The following is a 16,920-nucleotide window of genomic DNA, read 5'->3' as shown; positions in this document are numbered from 1 at the left end:
CGCGACGCGGCGCCCGGGGCGTGACTGCCCGGAATTCATCCCGTCCGGCGGGTGCCGAAAAAGGCCCAACATTATAGCTGTACCGCCTCCGCCGGCATGGCCGTCGCCGAAGCGGCCGCCGGCCGGCGCGCGGGTATACTGCCGCTCACCGTTTTCTCCGCCTTTTCGACGATTTCATGGCAGAACCCACCCTCGGCGTCGCCCTCATCGCCCTCAACGCGGCCGCGCGGCTCGCGCAGTGCCTCGACGCGCTGACCTTCGCCGACGACATCGTCGTGATCGACGGCGGTAGCACCGACGATACCGTCGCGATCGCCCGCGCGCACGGCGCCCGCGTGATCGTCGAGCGCGACTGGCCGGGCTTCGGCCCGCAGAAGAACCGCGCGCTCGCTGCCCTCGACACCGACTGGATCCTGTCGCTCGACACCGACGAGGTGGTCAGCCCGGAGCTCGCGCAGTCGATCCGCGAGGCCATTCGCGCGCCAGCCGCGCAAGTCTATGCGCTCGACCGGCTGTCGAGCTTCTGCGGCCAGTGGATCCACCATAGCGGCTGGTATCCGGACTGGGTGCCGCGCCTGTTCCGGCGCGGCGCGGCCCGCTTCTCCGACGACCTGGTGCACGAACGCCTGGTATTCGACACGCCCGCGCAGCGGCTGCCGGGCAAGCTGATGCACTATTCCTACGAGGATTTCGAGACCGTCGTGCGCAAGCTCGACGCGTATTCGACGGCCGGTGCGCGCCAGCGCCGCGCGGCCGGCCAGCGCGGCGGCTTCGGCAAGGCACTCGCGCGCGGCGCATGGGCATTCGTGCGGACCTACCTGCTGCGGCGCGGGTTTCTCGACGGTCGCGCGGGCTTCATGATCGCCGTATTCAACGCGGAAACGGTGTACTACCGGTTCCTGAAGCTCGGCCACGAGCCGGCTCGCTGAGCGCGCGCCGCCCTGCCCCGACCCAGACGCCGCCGGCATGCGGCCGGCCCGGCGTTACAATGCCGGGCTGCCCGCGCGCCATGCGCGCCCGAGTGCGGCGCCGCGCCACGCGCCGCCGACACGACGACCACCGAATCCGACCGCCATGTTCTCCATCATCATCCCGACCTGGAACAACCTGCCGTACCTCAAGCTCGTCGTCGACAGCCTGCGCCGTCATTCGGCGTACGACCATCAGATCATCGTACACGTGAACGACGGCTCTGACGGCACGCTCGACTGGGTGCGCAGCGAAGGCATCGAGCACACCGCGTCGCCGGCCAACATCGGCATCTGCCACGCGGTGAACCTGGCCGCCGCGCGCGCGACGCGCGACTACGTCGTCTACATGAACGACGACATGTACTGCTGCCCCGGCTGGGACGCGGCGCTCGTGCGGCGCATCGAGCAGATGCCGACCGACCTGTTCATGCTGTCCGGCACGATGGTCGAGCCGGTCGACACGCGCAACCCGTGCGTCGTGGTCAGCAATTTCGGCCGCGACGCCGAACAGTTCGATGCGGCCGGCCTAGTCGCGGCCACGCCGCGGCTCGCGCGCGCGGACTGGCTCGGCTCGACCTGGCCGCCGACGCTCGTGCACCGCGACTGGTGGAACCGCATCGGCGGCTACAGCAGCGAGCTGTCGCCGGGAATGAGCAGCGACAACGACTTCTCGATGAAATTCTGGGACGCCGGCTGCCGGATCTTCCTCGGTGTGGGCGACAGCCTCGTCTATCACTTCCAGCAGAAGAGCACGGGCAAGATCGTCAAGAACGACGGCCGCCGTCAGTTCCTCAACAAATGGGGCATGACGCAGGCCACGTTCGACCGCTATTACCTGCATCGCGGCGAGCCGGCGGGCTCGCGACTCGTGCTCGACACGCCGGCCGTCGAAGGGCGCCTGAAGCGCGCGCTGCTGCGCTCCCGGCTCAAGCGCGCCTTCAGCTGATCGGACCCCGAAAACGGCACGGAAACGCGCGCGGCTTCGCGTATACTGCGCGCTTCGTCCCGCGCGGTGCCGCCGGGACGCGCGGCGCGCAGCACGGTGCCCGCATCCCGCATTCGTCCATTCGACAGGTTCCGATGCTTTCGTTTTCCGCTCCCGCCACGCGGCGCCTGACCGCCGCTCGCGCCTTCGCCGTCATCGCGCTGTGCATGGTGCCCGTCTCGACCGCGCTGACCAACGTGTTCTGCGGCCTGTTCGCGGCCGCGCTCGTCATCTCCCCCGAATTCTGGCGCGACCTGCGCACGTTCGTCACCGAACCGGCGTCGCTCGCGGCGCTCCTGATCCTCGCGGCGCTGACCGCGAGCGTCGCCTATACGGTCGCGCCGCATCCGAAGGCGTGGAACTGGGTCGCCAAGTACGACAAGCTGCTGCTGGTGCCGTTTGCCGTGCTCGCGTTCCGTCACTCGAACTGGGCGCCGATCGTGCGGCGAGCATGGTTCGGCACGTTGTGCGTGATCCTGCTGCTGTCGACCACCAACTATCTCGGACTGACCGCGATCGGGCCCGCGCACGCGACGGAACTGCCGCTGTCGCGCGCATGGGTGTTCAAGAACCACATCGCGGCCGGCATGTTCGGCGCGTTGCTGTTCTATCAGGCGGCCGACCTCGCGCTGTCGGCCCGCGCCGCGCTGTCGCGCACCGCGTATGCCGCCGTCGCCGCATGGTCGCTGATCAACGTGTTCGTGATGCTGCAAGGACGCACCGGGCAGGTCATCGCGCTGCTGCTGATGCTCGTCGTCGCGGTGCGTTTCGTGCTGCTGCTGCGCCGCCAGTCGGCGCTGCGCGCGGGGCTTGCCGCCGGGGCACTGGTGCTGGCGGGCGCCGCACTCGTCGTCGCTGCGTGCACGGTGCACAACGGCCGGCTCGTGAAGGTCGTGTCGGAAGTGCAGCAGTATCGGCAGACCGATGCGGTCACGTCGACCGGGCTGCGCCTCGAGTGGTACAAGAAGGGACTCGAGCTGTATCGCCTGCGCCCCGTGATCGGCTACGGCGCGGGCGGCCTCGAATTCGAGTTCGAAAAGCTCACGGCCGGCAAGACGGCCGCCGAAGGGCAGCTCACGTCGAATCCGCACAACGAATACCTGCTGATGGCCGTGCAGCTCGGCACGCTCGGCGTGCTGCTGTTCCTGAACCTGATCGTGCAGATCGCGCGCGGCAGCCGCGCGCTCGATCCGCGTTCGCGGCAGCTGCTGCTCGCGTGGCTCGCGATCTTCGCGATCGGCAGCCTCGCGAATTCGCTGCTGCTCGATTTCGCCGAAGGGCATCTGCTGGTGCTGCTCGCCGGGATCCTGCTCGGCTGCGGCGCGCGAACCGAAGCGCTGCCCCGCGAGACGTCGGCGATCCGGCGCAGCGCGTAACCGTCATGCGGCGGGCGGCGCGCGATCCGCGGTGCCGCCTGCCGCACGTTCGGCATCGCACGCTTCAAAGCGGCGCACGGACGTTGCCGCCGCAAGCGCGGCCGCTCGCGGTCGATGCGTCGCCGCACCGCCGCTTTTTTCAAATCAGGTAACGCAAGGCCTTCACGCGTCAGTCGGAACGCGCGCGATGCAATCGCGACGTGTCGATGACCACGTCGCTGGCGCCCGGCGCAGTCAGCCCGAGCATCTCGGCTGCCGCCGCCTTCACACGCTGCGCGCCGAGATTGACGAGGCAGTCGCTACGACTGTCGACATGGCGCTCGCAGCCTTCGTGCCGGCACGGCACGCAATCGCCCTCGCCTTGCAGCAGCCACACGTTGCCGTGCCGCGCGGAGCCGCGCAGCGCCCACGGGTTCTCGGTCGCCGGCCAGTGCTGCGGCCACGGCCCCCAGCGCACCGGATCGGACGGACCGAACAGCGCGATCGTGTCGGTGCCCGTCGCGGCGGCCACGTGCGTCGCCCCCGTATCGGGACCGATGAAGAGCCGCGCACGCCGCACCAGTTCCGCGCTTTCGCCGAACGTCAGGCGGCCGACCAGATTCAGCACGTCGCCGCCTGCCTCGGCCGCGATCTGCTCCGCGTATTCGCGCTCACGATCGGCCGGCCCGCCCGACAGCGCGATCGCGAATCCCTGCGCGCGCAGCCATTCGATCATCTCGACCCAGCCCTCCAGCCGCCATTGCTTGTAGCGGAACATCGGATACGGATGCAGCACGACGAGCGGCTTGCCTTCGCGGATCGCCGGCGATTCGGCGAGCCATGCGTCGAATCGCGCACGCCGCGCGGGATCGTCGCCGATGCCCGGCGCGACCACCTCGGATACCGGCTCGATGCCGATCACCGGGGCGAGCGCAAGCGTGCTGACGACCGTGTGCGCGGACTCGTGATGATTGATCGCGATGCCGTTCAGCATCATTCGAGTCAGCCACGTGACGCGGTTCGGATCGACGAGGCCCACGCGCTTGCGGCCGGCGAACCAGCTGTAGAAGCGCGGCCGGTCGGAGCTGAGCGCCGCGCACGCGAGATCGTAGCGGCGCCACATCGATAGCGCGTCGCGCAGCCGCTCGCGGAACCCGGCGCGCTGCGCGACGACGATCACGCGCCGCACGTCGGGGTTGTGCTCCAGCACGCCCTCGGTGCCGCGAAACACCAGCATGTCGATCTGCGCGTCGGGCCAGCGCGCCTTCAGCGAACGCACGAGCGGCGTCGTCAGCAGCACGTCGCCGATACGGCGCGGGGCTGCGACGAGGATGGTTCTGGGCGGGCGGGCGGAAGAAAACAGGGCCACGGCGATCGTTCCGACTAGCTGGCTGGACAAGGCTCGCAATGTACAGGATTTTGCGGCCGGTGGCGTGGCGTCCGGCGCCGGTGCCGGCGTCAGCTACACGCCATGGCACGCTGCTGCGCGCGCCCGTCCGGCATCGCGGCAGGCAGTCACACGCGGGGCGCGGCGGGCCCGCTGCCATCGCGCGCGCCCTCCTGCCCTTCCGACGGCAGTGCCGACAATGCCGTCGCCGCCCGCGTTGCCCGGGCTACGAAGCGATTGCTTCGACGCCGGGTGCCGCGAACGTGGCCGCTGCACGGGGCGTCGCGTCGCCCATCGCGTCGTCGGGCCGTCCGGCCGGTATCAACAGATGAAGCACCGCGCGCTCGAGCGCGTCGACGCCGATCGCGTCGACCGTCGCGCCGGCCCGCAGGATCATGTGCGGCACGCCGAGCGGATGCCAGCGCAGGTATTTTTCGGGACGGTCCTCGAACAGTGCGGCGACCGGCACGCCGAGCGCCGACGCGAGATGCACGGGCGCGCTGTCGGCCGACACGATCACGTCGAGCAGGCTGGCGGCGGCCATCAGTTCAGCGACCGACGACGGCGCGACGTGCCGTGCGTTCACGTCCAGCCACGCGTCGCGGTCGGCCTCGGCCGACACGGCTGGGTCGCGGAACACGATCACGTCGGCGAACGGTGCGAGCCGCCGGCCGAGGTCTCGCCATCGATCGGCCGGCCAGCGCCGCTCGGCCGCCTTGTTCGACACGAAGAAGCCGACGCGCGGTTTCGTGCGCGGCCCGAGCAGCCGATACCACGTGTCCTGCAGCGCGGGATCGGGGTAGACGGACAGCGCGAGACCGTCGAGATCGGTGCGGCCGAGCTCGGGCACGAGCCGGAATCCCGACAGCGCCTCGTGGCACATCGGCCGCGACGCGACGTGTTCCGGCTTGCGATCGTCGAATTCGGAATCGGCATCGTGCCAGCGACAATCCTTCACGCCGAGCTGCCGGGCGAACCGGATGCTGCTGCGATGCATGCCGCCGTTCGGCACGACCACGAGATCGAACCGCAGGCGGCGCAGCCGGCGCACGAGCCGCAGCCGTTCGAAGAACGCGCGCATCCGCCCCGGGCGATCGTTGCGCTCGCACTGACGGCTGTACACGTAGGTGTGCACCGTGTGCACGTCCGGGTTGCCGGCGAGTGCGGCCGCGTTGTAGCGATTCGCGACCACGTGCAGCTCCGCGCCGGGCCAGCGCTGTTTCAGCGCGCCGAGAAAAGCGGTCGTGCACAGCATGTCGCCCAGAAAATCAATCCGGATCACGAGGATCCGCCCCGTCGGTTTCCCGTTGGCCATTGTTGTGGTCGTGCTGTCGGTTTTTTTATCGTCGCGTACCGGCCGGGCATCGTGGCGTCCTTCCCCGTGCCGGCCTCGTCGCGTGGTCGGTCGCGGCATCGCGCCGCATCGCGTGCGGCGCCGAACCGTACCGTTTGTTCGCGCGTGCGAGGTCGCCGCCGGGCGGTGAACTGACCACGCCCGGCGCCGCAATTGCGTTGCGCGCGACGGATTGTATAGCGTCCGGATGACGGCCCCAAGCGCCCGACGAAATGAAAACGGCCCGCCGCACCGCCCAGTGGCGACGCGGCGGGCCGTGCAGACGACCGCCAGCCGGGGACCGCTCAGTACGTGATTTCGACGATGCTGCCGTCGAACGTCGCGCGCAATTCCGCGAGCAGCGTGTCGCTCGGTTTGACGCGCCATGCGTCGCCGAGACGCATTTCACCCTGCGCGCGTGCATTGCTGTAATGAACCTGGACCGCGAGCCCCGGCAGCGGCGCCTGCGGGCGACGGCCGCCGTCGCGCCCGCCGCCGCGCGGCGCGGGCGCCTCTGCCGCCTGCGCGGCCGCCGGATCGTCCTTCGACACGTGCGGCTCGAGCACGCGGCGCAGCGCCGCCGCATCCGCGTTGCCGTTCATCGTGAGCCGCACCGCCTGCGCGTAGCGGCTGCGCGCGCGCTCGAGATCCATCACCGTGTCGGCGGTGAAACGGATGCCGCCGGTGAACGCATCGTTGCGCGCCTGCCCCTGCACGATCAGCAGTTCGTCTTCCTTGAACAGCGCCTTGTTCGCCTCGAACTGTTCGTTAAAAATTGTGATCTCGCACTGGCCCGAACCGTCGTCGAGCAGCGCGATCAACATCTTGCCGCGCTGGGTCATCTGCGTGCGCAGCGACGCGATGATGCCGGCGACGAGCTTGTCGCGGCCTTCCTTCAGGTCGCCGAGCTTCTGCCGCACGAAGCGACGCACCTCGTCGCGATACGCGTCGAACAGGTGGCCGGACAGGTAGAAGCCGAGCGCGCCCTTCTCTTCCTGCAGGCGGCGCTTGTCGTCCCACGCGGGTTCGTCGACGAGCGCATGCGCGTGCGGCGACTCGGCGCCCATGTCGAACAGGCCGGCCTGCATCGCGTTCGCCGCGGCCTGCTCGGCCGCTTCCATCGCGAGCGGCACCGACGCGAGCATCTGCGCGCGATTCGCGTTCAGCGAATCGAACGCGCCGGCACGGATCAGCGCCTCGACCGTGCGGCGGTTGACCACACGCCGGTCGATCCGCTCGCAGAAATCGAACAGGTCGGTGAACGGCTTTTCCTCGCGCGCGCGCAGGATCTCCTCGATCGCGTTCTGGCCGCTGCCCTTCACCGCGCCGAGACCGTAGCGGATCGTGCGCGAGCGCTTGCCGTCGGGCTCCGCGACGGGCTCGAAGCGGTAGTGCGACTGGTTGATGTCCGGCGGCAGCACGGTGAGGTTGTTCACGACGCAGTCGTCGAACAGGATCTTCACCTTGTCGGTGTCGTCCATCGCGAGCGTCATGTTGGCCGCCATGAATTCGGCCGGATGGTGCGCCTTCAGCCACGCGGTGTAATACGCGAGCAGCGCGTAGGCCGCCGCGTGCGACTTGTTGAAGCCGTAGCCCGCGAACTTCTCCATCAGGTCGAAGATCTCGTCGGACTTCTCGCGCGTGAGGCCGTTCTTCGCCGCACCCTCGGCGAAGATCTCGCGGTGCTTGACCATCTCCTCGGGCTTCTTCTTGCCCATCGCGCGACGCAGCAAGTCCGCGCCGCCGAGCGAGTAGCCGCCGATGATCTGCGCCATCTGCATCACCTGCTCCTGATAGACCATGATCCCGTAGGTCTCTTTCAGGACGGGTTCGACGCGCGGATCCGGATAGTCGACCTTCTCGCGGCCGTGCTTGCGTGCGCAGAAGCTCGGGATCAGGTCCATCGGGCCCGGACGATACAACGACACGAGCGCGATGATGTCCTCGAAGCGGTCGGGCTGCGCATCCTTCAGCATGCCCTGCATCCCGCGGCTTTCCAGCTGGAACACGGCGACCGTGTTGGCCTTCTTCAGGATCTGGAACGACGCCGGATCGTCGAGCGGCACCTGCGCGAGCGACCAGTCCGCCTTCGACGGATCGAGACGGCGGATGTAGCGCTCGGCCCAGTCGAGGATGGTCAGCGTCGTGAGGCCCAGAAAGTCGAACTTCACGAGACCGACCGCTTCGACGTCGTCCTTGTCGTACTGGCTGACGACACCGCCGTCGTCGCCCTGCGTGTACAACGGGCAGAAATCGGTCAGCTTGCCGGGCGCGATCAGCACGCCACCGGCGTGCATCCCGACGTTACGCGTCAGGCCTTCGACGCGCTGCGCGAGGTCGAGCAGCTGGTGCACTTCGTCCTCGTGGTCGTAGCGCTCCTGCAGCTGCGGCTCTTCCTTCATCGCGTCGGCGATGGTCACGTGCTTGCCCGGCTTGAACGGGATCAGCTTCGCGACGCCGTCGGTGAACATGTAGCCGAGGTCGAGCACGCGGCCGATGTCGCGCACGGCGGCCTTCGCGGCCATCGTGCCGAAGGTGGCGATCTGCGACACGGCGTCCGCGCCGTATTTTTCCTTCACGTACTGGATCACGCGATCGCGGCCGTGCTGGCAGAAGTCGATGTCGAAGTCGGGCATCGACACGCGTTCCGGGTTCAGGAATCGCTCGAACAGCAGGTTGTAGCGCAGCGGGTCCAGATCGGTAATGCCGAGCGCGTACGCGACCAGCGAACCGGCGCCCGAGCCGCGGCCCGGGCCGACCGGCACGCCGTTGTTCTTCGCCCAGTTGATGAAGTCGGCCACGATCAGGAAGTAGCCCGGGAAGCCCATCTTCGTGATGGTCCCGCACTCGAACTCGAGCCGCTTGTAGTACGTGTCGCGCTGCGCTTCGCGCTCCGCCGCATCCGGATACAGCTGTTCGAGGCGCTTCTCGAGCCCTTCCTTCGACAGCTGGACCAGGTAGTCGTCGAGCGACATGCCGTCCGGCGTCGGGAACAGCGGCAGCTTCGGCTTGCCCAGCTCGAGCTTCAGGTTGCAGCGCTTCGCGATCTCGACCGTGTTCGCCACCGCCGACGGGATATCGGCGAACAACGCGACCATGTCGTCCTGCGTGCGGAAGTACTGCTCGGTCGTGAAGCGCTTCTGGCGCCGCGGGTTCGCGAGCATGTCGCCTTCCGAGATGCACACGCGCGCCTCGTGCGCGGTGAAGTCGTCGTCGGTCATGAACTGCGTGGGATGCGTCGCGACGACCGGCAGCTTCAGCGACGCGGCGAGCGTCGCGGCCTGCTGGATGTACGCCTCGGCGCCCGGCTGGCCGTAACGCTGCAGCTCGATGTAGAAGCCGCCGGGGAAGACCTTCGCCCAGCGGTCGGCGTGACGGCGCGCGGCTTCCTCGTTGCCGGCCGCGAGCGCGAGCCCGATATCGCCCTGCTGCGCACCCGACAGCGCGAGCAGCCCTTGCGAGAGCTCGCCCTCGAGCCAGCTCGCGTCGAGCTCCGCGCGGCCGCGATACTGGTTCGTAAGCCACGCCTTCGACAGCAGCTCGCACAGATTCAGGTAGCCGGTCTTGTCCTTCACCAGCAGCAGCAGGCGCGACGGTTTGTCGCGATCGTCCGGATTGGTGATCCAGACGTCGCAGCCGGCGATCGGCTTGATGCCCTTGCCGCGGGCTTCCTGGTAGAAACGGACGAGGCCGAATGCGTTGCCGAGATCGGTGAGGGCGAGCGCGCCCTGACCGTCCGCGGCCGCCGCCTTGACGATGTCGTCGAGACGCACGATGCCGTCGGCAATCGAGAATTCGGAGTGAACGCGAAGATGGACGAAGCGGGGATCTGACATGGGCGATATTGTAGCCGCGTCGTCGCGCCGGCTGCCCAAAAAATCCCCGCGCCCGGCCGTTCGGCCGATGCGCGCGACGTCGGCCGAACGGTCAGGTGCCGGCGCATGCGCAGTTTGCGGGATAATACGGGTTTTCGAATCATCGCCCCGGCTTCGCACCCTTTTTTGCGGGGCCGCCGTGCGCCCGGCGCACGGCCGCGGCCGTTTTCCCGTCGGACCATCATGACCATCGTCAACCTTGCCGCCTACCACTTCGTGTCGCTCGACGCGACCGAGCAATGGCGCCCGCTCGTCACCGCCCGCTGCAACGAACTCGGCCTGCGCGGCACGATCCTGCTCGCGCCGGAAGGCATCAACCTGTTCATCGCCGGCCCGCGCGAGGCGACCGACGCGTTCATCGACTACATCCGCCACGATCCGCTGTTCGAAGGCAAGTTCGCGACGCTGCAGTTCAAGGAGAGCCTGTCCGACTCGCAGCCGTTCCGCCGGATGCTCGTGCGCCTGAAGCGCGAGATCATCACGATGAAGAAGCCCGCGATCAAGCCGGAGCTCGGCCGTGCCCCGTCGGTCGACGCGCGCACGCTGAAGGCGTGGCTCGACCGCGGCCACGACGATGCCGGCCGCCCGGTCGTGATGCTCGACACGCGCAACGCGTTCGAAGTGGACGTCGGCACGTTCGACGACGCGCTCGACTACCGGATCGACAAGTTCAGCGAGTTCCCGGAAGTGATCGACGCGAACCGCGCCGATCTCGAGGGCAAGACGGTCGTGTCGTTCTGCACGGGCGGCATCCGCTGCGAGAAGGCGGCGATCCACATGAAGGAAATCGGCATCGAGAATGTCTACCAGCTCGAGGGCGGGATCCTGAAGTATTTCGAGGAAGTCGGCGGCGCGCACTATCACGGCGACTGCTTCGTGTTCGACTACCGCACCGCGCTGAACCCGCAGCTGCAGCCGACCGCCAACGTCACGTGCTTCGCGTGCCGCGCGGTCGTCACGCCGGAAGCCCAGCAATCGCCGAGCTACGTGCCCGGCAAGTCGTGCCCGGCCTGCGCGCAGGCAGCCAGCGCCGCGTAAGCGCGCGTCGCTTCGCGCCCCGATGAACGGCTACCGCGGCCGCTTCGCGCCGTCGCCCACCGGCCCGCTGCATTTCGGCTCGCTGGTCGGTGCGCTCGCGAGCTGGCTCGACGCGCGTGCGCATGGCGGCGCGTGGCTCGTGCGCATCGAGGACATCGACGGCCCGCGCACGGTGCCCGGCGCCGCCGACGACATCCTCGCGACGCTCGCGCATTTCGGCATGACGCCCGACGAGCCGCCCGTGTGGCAAAGCACGCGCGAGGCCAACTATGCGGCCGCGCTCGAACGGCTCGTCGATGCGGGGCTCGTCTACCCGTGCGGCTGCACGCGCAAGGAAATCGCCGATTCGCTGCGGGCCGCGCACGAGCGCCACACGACGCTCGCGTACCCGGGCACCTGCCGCACCGGCCTGCACGGCAAGCCCGCGCGCGCATGGCGACTGCGCGTGCCGGACGGCGACGATGCGATCGTCACGTTCGACGACCGCTGGCAGCACACGCAAGCGCAGAACCTCGCGACCGACGTCGGCGATTTCGTGCTGAAGCGGGCAGACGGCCAATGGGCGTACCAGCTCGCGGTCGTGGTCGACGATGCCGACGCGGGCATCACGCACGTCGTGCGCGGCGCCGACCTGCTCGATTCGACCGCGCGCCAGATCTACCTGCAGCGCTGTCTCGGCGTGCCGACGCCGGCGTACCTGCACGTGCCCGTCGTCGTCGATGCGAACGGGGAAAAACTCAGCAAGCAGACCGGCGCGATCGCGCTCGAGCGCAACGATCCGCTGCCGGCGCTGCGCGCCGCTGCCGCGCATCTCGGCCTTGCGATGGATGGCGACCCGTCGTGCGACACGATGGACGCGTTCTACACGGCCGCGACCGATGCGTGGGCGCGCCGCTTCGGGCCGCGCGCCGGCTGATTCGCTCGCGCGACACCGGGCTGTCTCGCCCGCGCTGCGGCATCCGTCAGCGCCGTGTCGAGCGGAACCGCGCCCCGCTGACGACGCGGCACCGACGCATGCGCCGGACCGCCCCGATCGAAGCGGCAACGCGTCGTTCTTCTGGCCCGCCTCTTCGCGATTCCTCCCACCCAATGAAAAACGGGCACATGCTCATCGCATGCACCCGTTTCCGCGGCAACACTCGCGCGCCGCGCCGACTGGCTGAACCGCCCGCTTACGCCGACGGCTTGCGCGGCATTCCGAAGCCGCCGAGCAGCGCGGCGACCTGACGCTTCGGGCCCTTCTTTTCGGGCTGCTGCGCGGACTTCGACTCTTCCGGCTGCTGCGCCGGCGCCGACGGTTCATACGGCTTCAGGAAGAAATCGTCGACCGGCGCCTCGTGACGACGGTGATGGCCGCCGCGCTCGGAACCGCCCGTACGACGCGCCGACGTGCCGCGGTGCTCGTCGCGCTCGCGGCGCCCGCCACGTTCGCCGCCCCGCTCACCACCGCGCTCGCCGCCACGCTCGTCGTGACGATGGCGCGCCGGCTTGTCGAGCACGAGCGTCTGCACGTCGAGCGGCCGCTTGATCAGCTTCTCGATTTCGGCGAGCTGCTTGCGCTCGTTCGGGCTGCACAGCGACAGCGCATCGCCCGTCGCGCCCGCACGGCCCGTGCGGCCGATCCGGTGCACGTAGTCTTCCGCGTTGAACGGCAGGTCGAAGTTGATCACGGCCGGCAGCTCGGCGATGTCCAGACCGCGCGCGGCCACGTCGGTCGCCACCAGCGCCTCGATTTCGCCGCGCTTGAACGCGTCGAGGGCCTGCATCCGCTCGATCTGCGACTTGTCGCCGTGGATCGCCGACGCGACCACGCCGTCGCGCTCGAGGTTGCGCGCCAGCCGGCTTGCGCCGATCTTGCTGTTGCAGAACACGATCACCTGCTTGAGCCCGCGATCGCGCAGCAACTGCACGACCGCGGCCTGCTTGTCGCCTTCGGCGACGTCGTAGACGATCTGCGTGACGTTCGCGTTGGTCGAATTGCTGCGCGCGACTTCGATCGTCTGCGGATTGCGCAGGTAGGTCGATGCGAGCTTCTTGATTTCCGGCGAGAAGGTGGCCGAGAACAGCAGCGTCTGACGCTCCTTCGGCAGCAGGTTCAGGATGCGCTGGAGGTCCGGCAGGAAGCCCATGTCGAGCATCCGGTCGGCTTCGTCGAGCACGAGCATCTGCACCTGCCCGAGGTTGGCCGTCTTCTGCTGCACGTGGTCGAGCAGGCGGCCCGGCGTCGCGATCAGGATCTCGACGCCGCGGCGCAGCTCGGCCATCTGCGGGTTCATGTCGACGCCGCCGAACACGACCGCGCTGCGCAGCGACGTGTGCTTCCCGTACGCATGCACGTTCGCGGCGACCTGGTCGGCGAGCTCGCGGGTCGGCGTGAGGATCAGCGCGCGCACCGGATGGCGCGCGGGCGACGCGCTCGTGTTGGCCTGCGGCAGCAGCCGCTGGAGGATCGGCAGCGAGAAGCTCGCGGTCTTGCCGGTGCCCGTTTGCGCGGCGCCCATGACGTCGCGGCCGGCGAGCACGACCGGAATGGCCTGCGCCTGGATCGGCGTCGGCGTCGTATAGCCCTGCTCCGCAATGGCTTTCAGGATATCGGCGGCAAGGCCGAATTGATCGAAGGTTGCGTCGACTGGCTTGGCGACAGAATCGGACATGGTGGCGTTTCGCTCAAAAGGCGCGGCGGGGACATCGTGCGTCAGGCCGGCCGGGCCTGCGCTCATCACATTTCGGAAGTAGACGGAGCCGCGGCGCGCCGCGCGGCGCCGCTCTGGCGCTTGGGACCGGTTCATTTCGAACATCGGGCGCCACAGGCCGTGCGGACTCCGTTCGGCGCGAATGCCGGCGGAAAGGGCCGTATTGTAGCACTGCGCAGCAATCTGTCCGTGACAACGCCGCGAACGCCCCCGGCGGCGGTTCGCGGCGACCTCCGGCCGGCCCGGGCGCGGGGAAATGCGTCGAGCGACCGGGCTATGCCGATCGGCCGATGAGAAAAATCGGGCCACATGCCGGACCTGTGCTTCAGGGAAATCGGCAAGCGGCCGACGAACCCGAGCGTCGCCTGCTCGGCCGGGCCCGGGATCGAACCCGGCGGCCCGCATCGATCGCGGCAATCGGCACGCCCGCGCGGCGCGTGCGAAACGCGCGCGGCGCTCAGCCCTTCTTCTTTTTCTTCTTCTCGACCTGCACGCAGTCGCCGAGCAGCGGAGCCGCATTCTGGTCGGCAATCTCGTCGCGCAGCGTCCCTTCCTTGCCCTTCGTCCACCAGGTATAGCGCCCGGCCTGGTAGCGCACGCCCGACGCCGAAACGGTATCGACGAACAGCTGCTGCTGCCCGTTGACCGGCACGAGCGCGAAGCTCTGGCCGTTGCCCGCGCGCCAGTACGACACGCGCACCGGCTGCTTCTGGTTCGCGCACTGATAGACGGTCTGCACGCGGGCATCGGCGTCGATCTCCTCGACGGTCAGTTGCGCGGCATGCGCGACGGAGACGGCGGTGCCGGCCAGTGCGAGCGCGGCGAAGGTTTGGCGAATCATGCAGGTCCTCTCAGAAGACGGGTGGAAACGCGCCCTCGCGGGGCGCGCGGTTATCGTTGATCATCGGTCGAGCGTCCGACGCTCAGGGATCGATGACGTCGGCGCACGCGTCGGTCGGCGCGGCCGCGACATGGCCGACGAGCGGCACGATCTTCAGCCCGGCCGAGGCGACCCGGCACGGCGCGGCCGCAAGGCCGCACCCCGCGAGACTCGCGATCAGCGCCAGTGCGGCGCCCACCTTGCCGAAACGGCCGATCCGCCGCCATGTCGATGCCATCGTGCTCTCCTGATCGCGTCAGCGCGCCGACACCGGCCGCACGGCCGCCGCGGCGCGCTTCGCGCGTTCGCGGGCTTCGTCGACGGTCGCGCCGGTCGCGACGGCAACGCCCATGCGCCGCTTCGCGAAGCTTTCCGGTTTGCCGAACAGGCGCAGGTCGACGCCCGGCACGGCCAGTGCGTCGCGCACGCCCTCGAACGCGATGCCGCGCTCGTCGAGGCCGCCGTAGATCACCGCCGACGCGGCCGGCGAGCCGAGCGCCGGATCGACCGGCAGCCCGAGAATCGCGCGCGCGTGCAGTTCGAATTCCGACTGGCGCTGCGACGCCAGCGTCACGAGGCCGGTGTCGTGCGGCCGCGGGCTCACCTCGGAGAACCACACTTCGTCGCCGCGCACGAACAGTTCGACGCCGAACAGCCCGCGCCCGCCGAGCGCCTCGGTCACCTTGTGCGCGATCTCGCGCGACTTTTCCAGCGCGACGGCGCTCATCGGCTGCGGCTGCCACGATTCGACGTAATCGCCGGCCACCTGCACGTGCCCGACCGGCTCGCAGAAGTAGGTGCGCGTGTCGAGCGTCGCGGGATCGATCGCGCGCACGGTCAGCTGCGTGATCTCGTAGTCGAAGTCGATGAAGCCCTCGACGATCACGCGGCCGTGGTTCACGCGGCCGCCGGCCATCGCGTAATCCCACGCAGGCTTCACGTCGGCCTCGGTCCGCACGACCGACTGCCCCTTGCCCGACGACGACATCACCGGCTTCACGACGCACGGCATGCCGATCTTCGCGACGGCCGCGCTGAACGCGTCGAACGACTCCGCGAACGCGTACGGCGAAGTCGCCAGCCCGAGCTCCTCGGCCGCGAGACGGCGAATGCCCTCGCGGTTCATCGTGAGTTGCGTCGCGCGCGCGGTCGGAATCACCTCGGCCAGCCCGGCCGCCTCGATCGCCGCGAGCGCATCGGTCGCGATCGCCTCGATCTCCGGCACGATCAGGTGCGGGCGCTCGGCCTCGACGACCGCGCGCAGCGCGGCCGCGTCGGTCATGTCGATCACGTGCGCGCGATGCGCGACCTGGTGGCCCGGCGCGTCCGGATAACGGTCGACGGCGACGACTTCGACGCCGAGCCGCTGCAACGCGATGATGACTTCCTTGCCGAGCTCGCCCGCGCCGAGCAGCATGACGCGCGTGGCCGAGGGTGAAAGCGGCGTACCGAGCCGCTGACCGATCTGCATGTGATTTCCCGCTGGTTCTGTTGGAGGACGAAAACGGCTTCGATGTTAACACGCGCCTCCGTGCCGGACCGGCCGGTTTCGTCGCGTCGCCGCGTTGCCGCGCGAGGCCGGCCGGAAGGTTGCGAACGTTTTCGCGCGCGAAGTGTCGGCTCGCCTCGCGCAGCGCGGGTGCGTTACTCTTACGCCTTGATCAGAATCCGATGAGGAACGAGGCTCATGTCCCACCTGTCCGCCGCCGCACGCGCACGCATCGGCCTGCTGCGCCCGTTGCGCGCGCCGCTCTGCGCGTTGACGCTTGCCACGCTTCTCGCCGCCTGCGCAATGCCGACCCACCCCGATTCCGCCGCCCCCGCACCCGATCCGTACAACCCCGCCGCCGTCCAGCTGCTCGACGATACGAGCTGGGAGCTCACGAGCTGGGTGAACCCCGACGGCACGCCGCGCACGATTCCGCACGGCGACAACGGCGAACCGATCAAGCTCGCGCTGTCCGCCCAATCGGGCGTGCGGCGCGCCAGCGGGTTTTCGGGCTGCAACCGCTACATGGGCACCTATGCGCTCAAGAACGGGCTGCTGAGTTTCGGGCCGCTCGCCGGCACGCGGATGGCATGCCCGAACACACTCGGCGGTCAGCTCGAGCACGCGTATCTCGATGCGCTCGAGCACATCGCGAAGACCGGCGTGCAGATGCGCGAGCCGCAGCAACTGCAGATCGTGACCGAGGCTGGCGCGACGCTGACCTTCACGCGCCGGAGCCCCTGATGCAGCGCGCGGGCGAAGGCCGCCCGGCCGCCTTCGCCACGCGCGAATCCCGCGCGAACGCGTCGCGCCGCCCGGCAGCGTGTCGACGCCGTCACGCTGCGTTGGAGTCCTGTTCGCCGGCCGGTTAAACTCGGCGGGTCGCGCCCCGCGCGCCCCCGCCCTCTTCCTGT

Annotated in this window: 13 protein-coding genes; 6 read left to right on the top strand and 7 right to left on the bottom strand. The window is 69.2% G+C overall.

Translation table 11 applies throughout. The features are described 5' to 3' along the window. Window positions 1-176: 176 nt before the first annotated feature. The 3 genes from HW466_RS11590 to HW466_RS11580 all read left to right on the top strand — a co-directional run bounded on the left by HW466_RS11590 (window position 177) and on the right by HW466_RS11580 (window position 3,332). Window positions 177-929 carry a glycosyltransferase family 2 protein gene (locus HW466_RS11590; RefSeq protein WP_060118706.1) on the top strand — a complete coding sequence of 251 codons (753 nt, stop codon included), beginning with the start codon at window positions 177-179 and terminating at the stop codon, window positions 927-929. 145 nt (window positions 930-1,074) lie between these two features. Beyond that, the gene (locus HW466_RS11585; protein WP_059547038.1) at window positions 1,075-1,917 is read left to right on the top strand and encodes a glycosyltransferase family 2 protein; all 843 of its coding nucleotides are present in this window, start codon (window positions 1,075-1,077) and stop codon (window positions 1,915-1,917) included. 134 nt (window positions 1,918-2,051) lie between these two features. Next, window positions 2,052-3,332 carry an O-antigen ligase family protein gene (locus HW466_RS11580; RefSeq protein WP_059547042.1) on the top strand — a complete coding sequence of 427 codons (1,281 nt, stop codon included), beginning with the start codon at window positions 2,052-2,054 and terminating at the stop codon, window positions 3,330-3,332. A 169-nt stretch (window positions 3,333-3,501) separates the two neighbouring features. Here the strand turns inward: HW466_RS11580 and HW466_RS11575 are convergent, their stop codons facing one another. The 3 genes from HW466_RS11575 to dnaE form a co-directional block, all read right to left on the bottom strand. Then, entirely contained in the window at window positions 3,502-4,680 is a 1,179-nt protein-coding gene (locus HW466_RS11575) for a glycosyltransferase family 9 protein (RefSeq protein ID WP_059770830.1), read from the bottom strand. A gap of 244 nt (window positions 4,681-4,924) precedes the next feature. Beyond that, window positions 4,925-6,013: a glycosyltransferase family 9 protein gene (locus tag HW466_RS11570; RefSeq protein WP_151007035.1), complete on the bottom strand. Its 1,089-nt coding sequence runs from the start codon at window positions 6,011-6,013 to the stop codon at window positions 4,925-4,927. A gap of 323 nt (window positions 6,014-6,336) precedes the next feature. Then, complete coding sequence (dnaE, locus tag HW466_RS11565; protein WP_176316080.1) at window positions 6,337-9,867, bottom strand: DNA polymerase III subunit alpha; 3,531 nt, start codon at window positions 9,865-9,867, stop codon at window positions 6,337-6,339. 222 nt (window positions 9,868-10,089) lie between these two features. Between dnaE and HW466_RS11560 the strand changes: the two genes are divergently transcribed. Both HW466_RS11560 and gluQRS read left to right on the top strand, forming a co-directional pair. Beyond that, window positions 10,090-10,944, top strand: a complete 855-nt coding sequence (locus HW466_RS11560) for a sulfurtransferase (RefSeq protein WP_059502680.1) — start codon at window positions 10,090-10,092, stop codon at window positions 10,942-10,944. A 22-nt stretch (window positions 10,945-10,966) separates the two neighbouring features. After that, on the top strand, window positions 10,967-11,860 hold the full coding sequence (gene gluQRS, locus HW466_RS11555; protein ID WP_174906096.1) for a tRNA glutamyl-Q(34) synthetase GluQRS: 894 nt from the start codon (window positions 10,967-10,969) through the stop codon (window positions 11,858-11,860). 256 nt (window positions 11,861-12,116) lie between these two features. On the opposite strand, the gene HW466_RS11550 is transcribed toward gluQRS, so the two are convergent. From HW466_RS11550 to purT, 4 genes are all read right to left on the bottom strand, one after another. Then, complete coding sequence (locus tag HW466_RS11550) at window positions 12,117-13,598, bottom strand: DEAD/DEAH box helicase (RefSeq protein WP_462101091.1); 1,482 nt, start codon at window positions 13,596-13,598, stop codon at window positions 12,117-12,119. Window positions 13,599-14,094: 496 nt separating this feature from the next. After that, window positions 14,095-14,478, bottom strand: coding sequence for an MliC family protein (locus HW466_RS11545; RefSeq protein ID WP_151006843.1), 384 nt, complete (start codon window positions 14,476-14,478; stop codon window positions 14,095-14,097). A gap of 82 nt (window positions 14,479-14,560) precedes the next feature. Then, window positions 14,561-14,755, bottom strand: coding sequence for a DUF6726 family protein (locus HW466_RS11540; RefSeq protein WP_059448675.1), 195 nt, complete (start codon window positions 14,753-14,755; stop codon window positions 14,561-14,563). A gap of 18 nt (window positions 14,756-14,773) precedes the next feature. Further along, entirely contained in the window at window positions 14,774-15,988 is a 1,215-nt protein-coding gene (gene purT, locus HW466_RS11535) for a formate-dependent phosphoribosylglycinamide formyltransferase (RefSeq protein ID WP_060348163.1), read from the bottom strand. A 216-nt stretch (window positions 15,989-16,204) separates the two neighbouring features. On the opposite strand from purT, the gene HW466_RS11530 reads away from it, so the two are divergent. After that, on the top strand, window positions 16,205-16,750 hold the full coding sequence (locus tag HW466_RS11530; RefSeq protein WP_151006716.1) for an META domain-containing protein: 546 nt from the start codon (window positions 16,205-16,207) through the stop codon (window positions 16,748-16,750). Window positions 16,751-16,920 lie beyond the last annotated feature (170 nt).

This window comes from Burkholderia territorii, from assembly GCF_902833055.1.
Classification (GTDB): domain Bacteria; phylum Pseudomonadota; class Gammaproteobacteria; order Burkholderiales; family Burkholderiaceae; genus Burkholderia; species Burkholderia territorii.
The sequence above is the reverse complement of the archived record's forward strand: the minus strand, read 5'-3'. Positions and strand labels throughout refer to the sequence as shown.

Excerpts from the sequence above, each read along its gene's own strand:
- HW466_RS11590 (WP_060118706.1), top strand. The coding sequence starts at position 177 with ATGGCAGAACCCACCCTCGGCGTCGCCCTCATCGCCCTCAACGCGGCC.
- HW466_RS11585 (WP_059547038.1), top strand. The coding sequence starts at position 1,075 with ATGTTCTCCATCATCATCCCGACCTGGAACAACCTGCCGTACCTCAAG.
- HW466_RS11580 (WP_059547042.1), top strand. The coding sequence starts at position 2,052 with ATGCTTTCGTTTTCCGCTCCCGCCACGCGGCGCCTGACCGCCGCTCGC.
- HW466_RS11570 (WP_151007035.1), bottom strand. The coding sequence starts at position 6,013 with ATGGCCAACGGGAAACCGACGGGGCGGATCCTCGTGATCCGGATTGAT.
- dnaE (WP_176316080.1), bottom strand. The coding sequence starts at position 9,867 with ATGTCAGATCCCCGCTTCGTCCATCTTCGCGTTCACTCCGAATTCTCG.
- HW466_RS11560 (WP_059502680.1), top strand. The coding sequence starts at position 10,090 with ATGACCATCGTCAACCTTGCCGCCTACCACTTCGTGTCGCTCGACGCG.
- gluQRS (WP_174906096.1), top strand. The coding sequence starts at position 10,967 with ATGAACGGCTACCGCGGCCGCTTCGCGCCGTCGCCCACCGGCCCGCTG.
- HW466_RS11550 (WP_462101091.1), bottom strand. The coding sequence starts at position 13,598 with ATGTCCGATTCTGTCGCCAAGCCAGTCGACGCAACCTTCGATCAATTC.
- HW466_RS11545 (WP_151006843.1), bottom strand. The coding sequence starts at position 14,478 with ATGATTCGCCAAACCTTCGCCGCGCTCGCACTGGCCGGCACCGCCGTC.
- HW466_RS11540 (WP_059448675.1), bottom strand. The coding sequence starts at position 14,755 with ATGGCATCGACATGGCGGCGGATCGGCCGTTTCGGCAAGGTGGGCGCC.
- purT (WP_060348163.1), bottom strand. The coding sequence starts at position 15,988 with ATGCAGATCGGTCAGCGGCTCGGTACGCCGCTTTCACCCTCGGCCACG.
- HW466_RS11530 (WP_151006716.1), top strand. The coding sequence starts at position 16,205 with ATGTCCCACCTGTCCGCCGCCGCACGCGCACGCATCGGCCTGCTGCGC.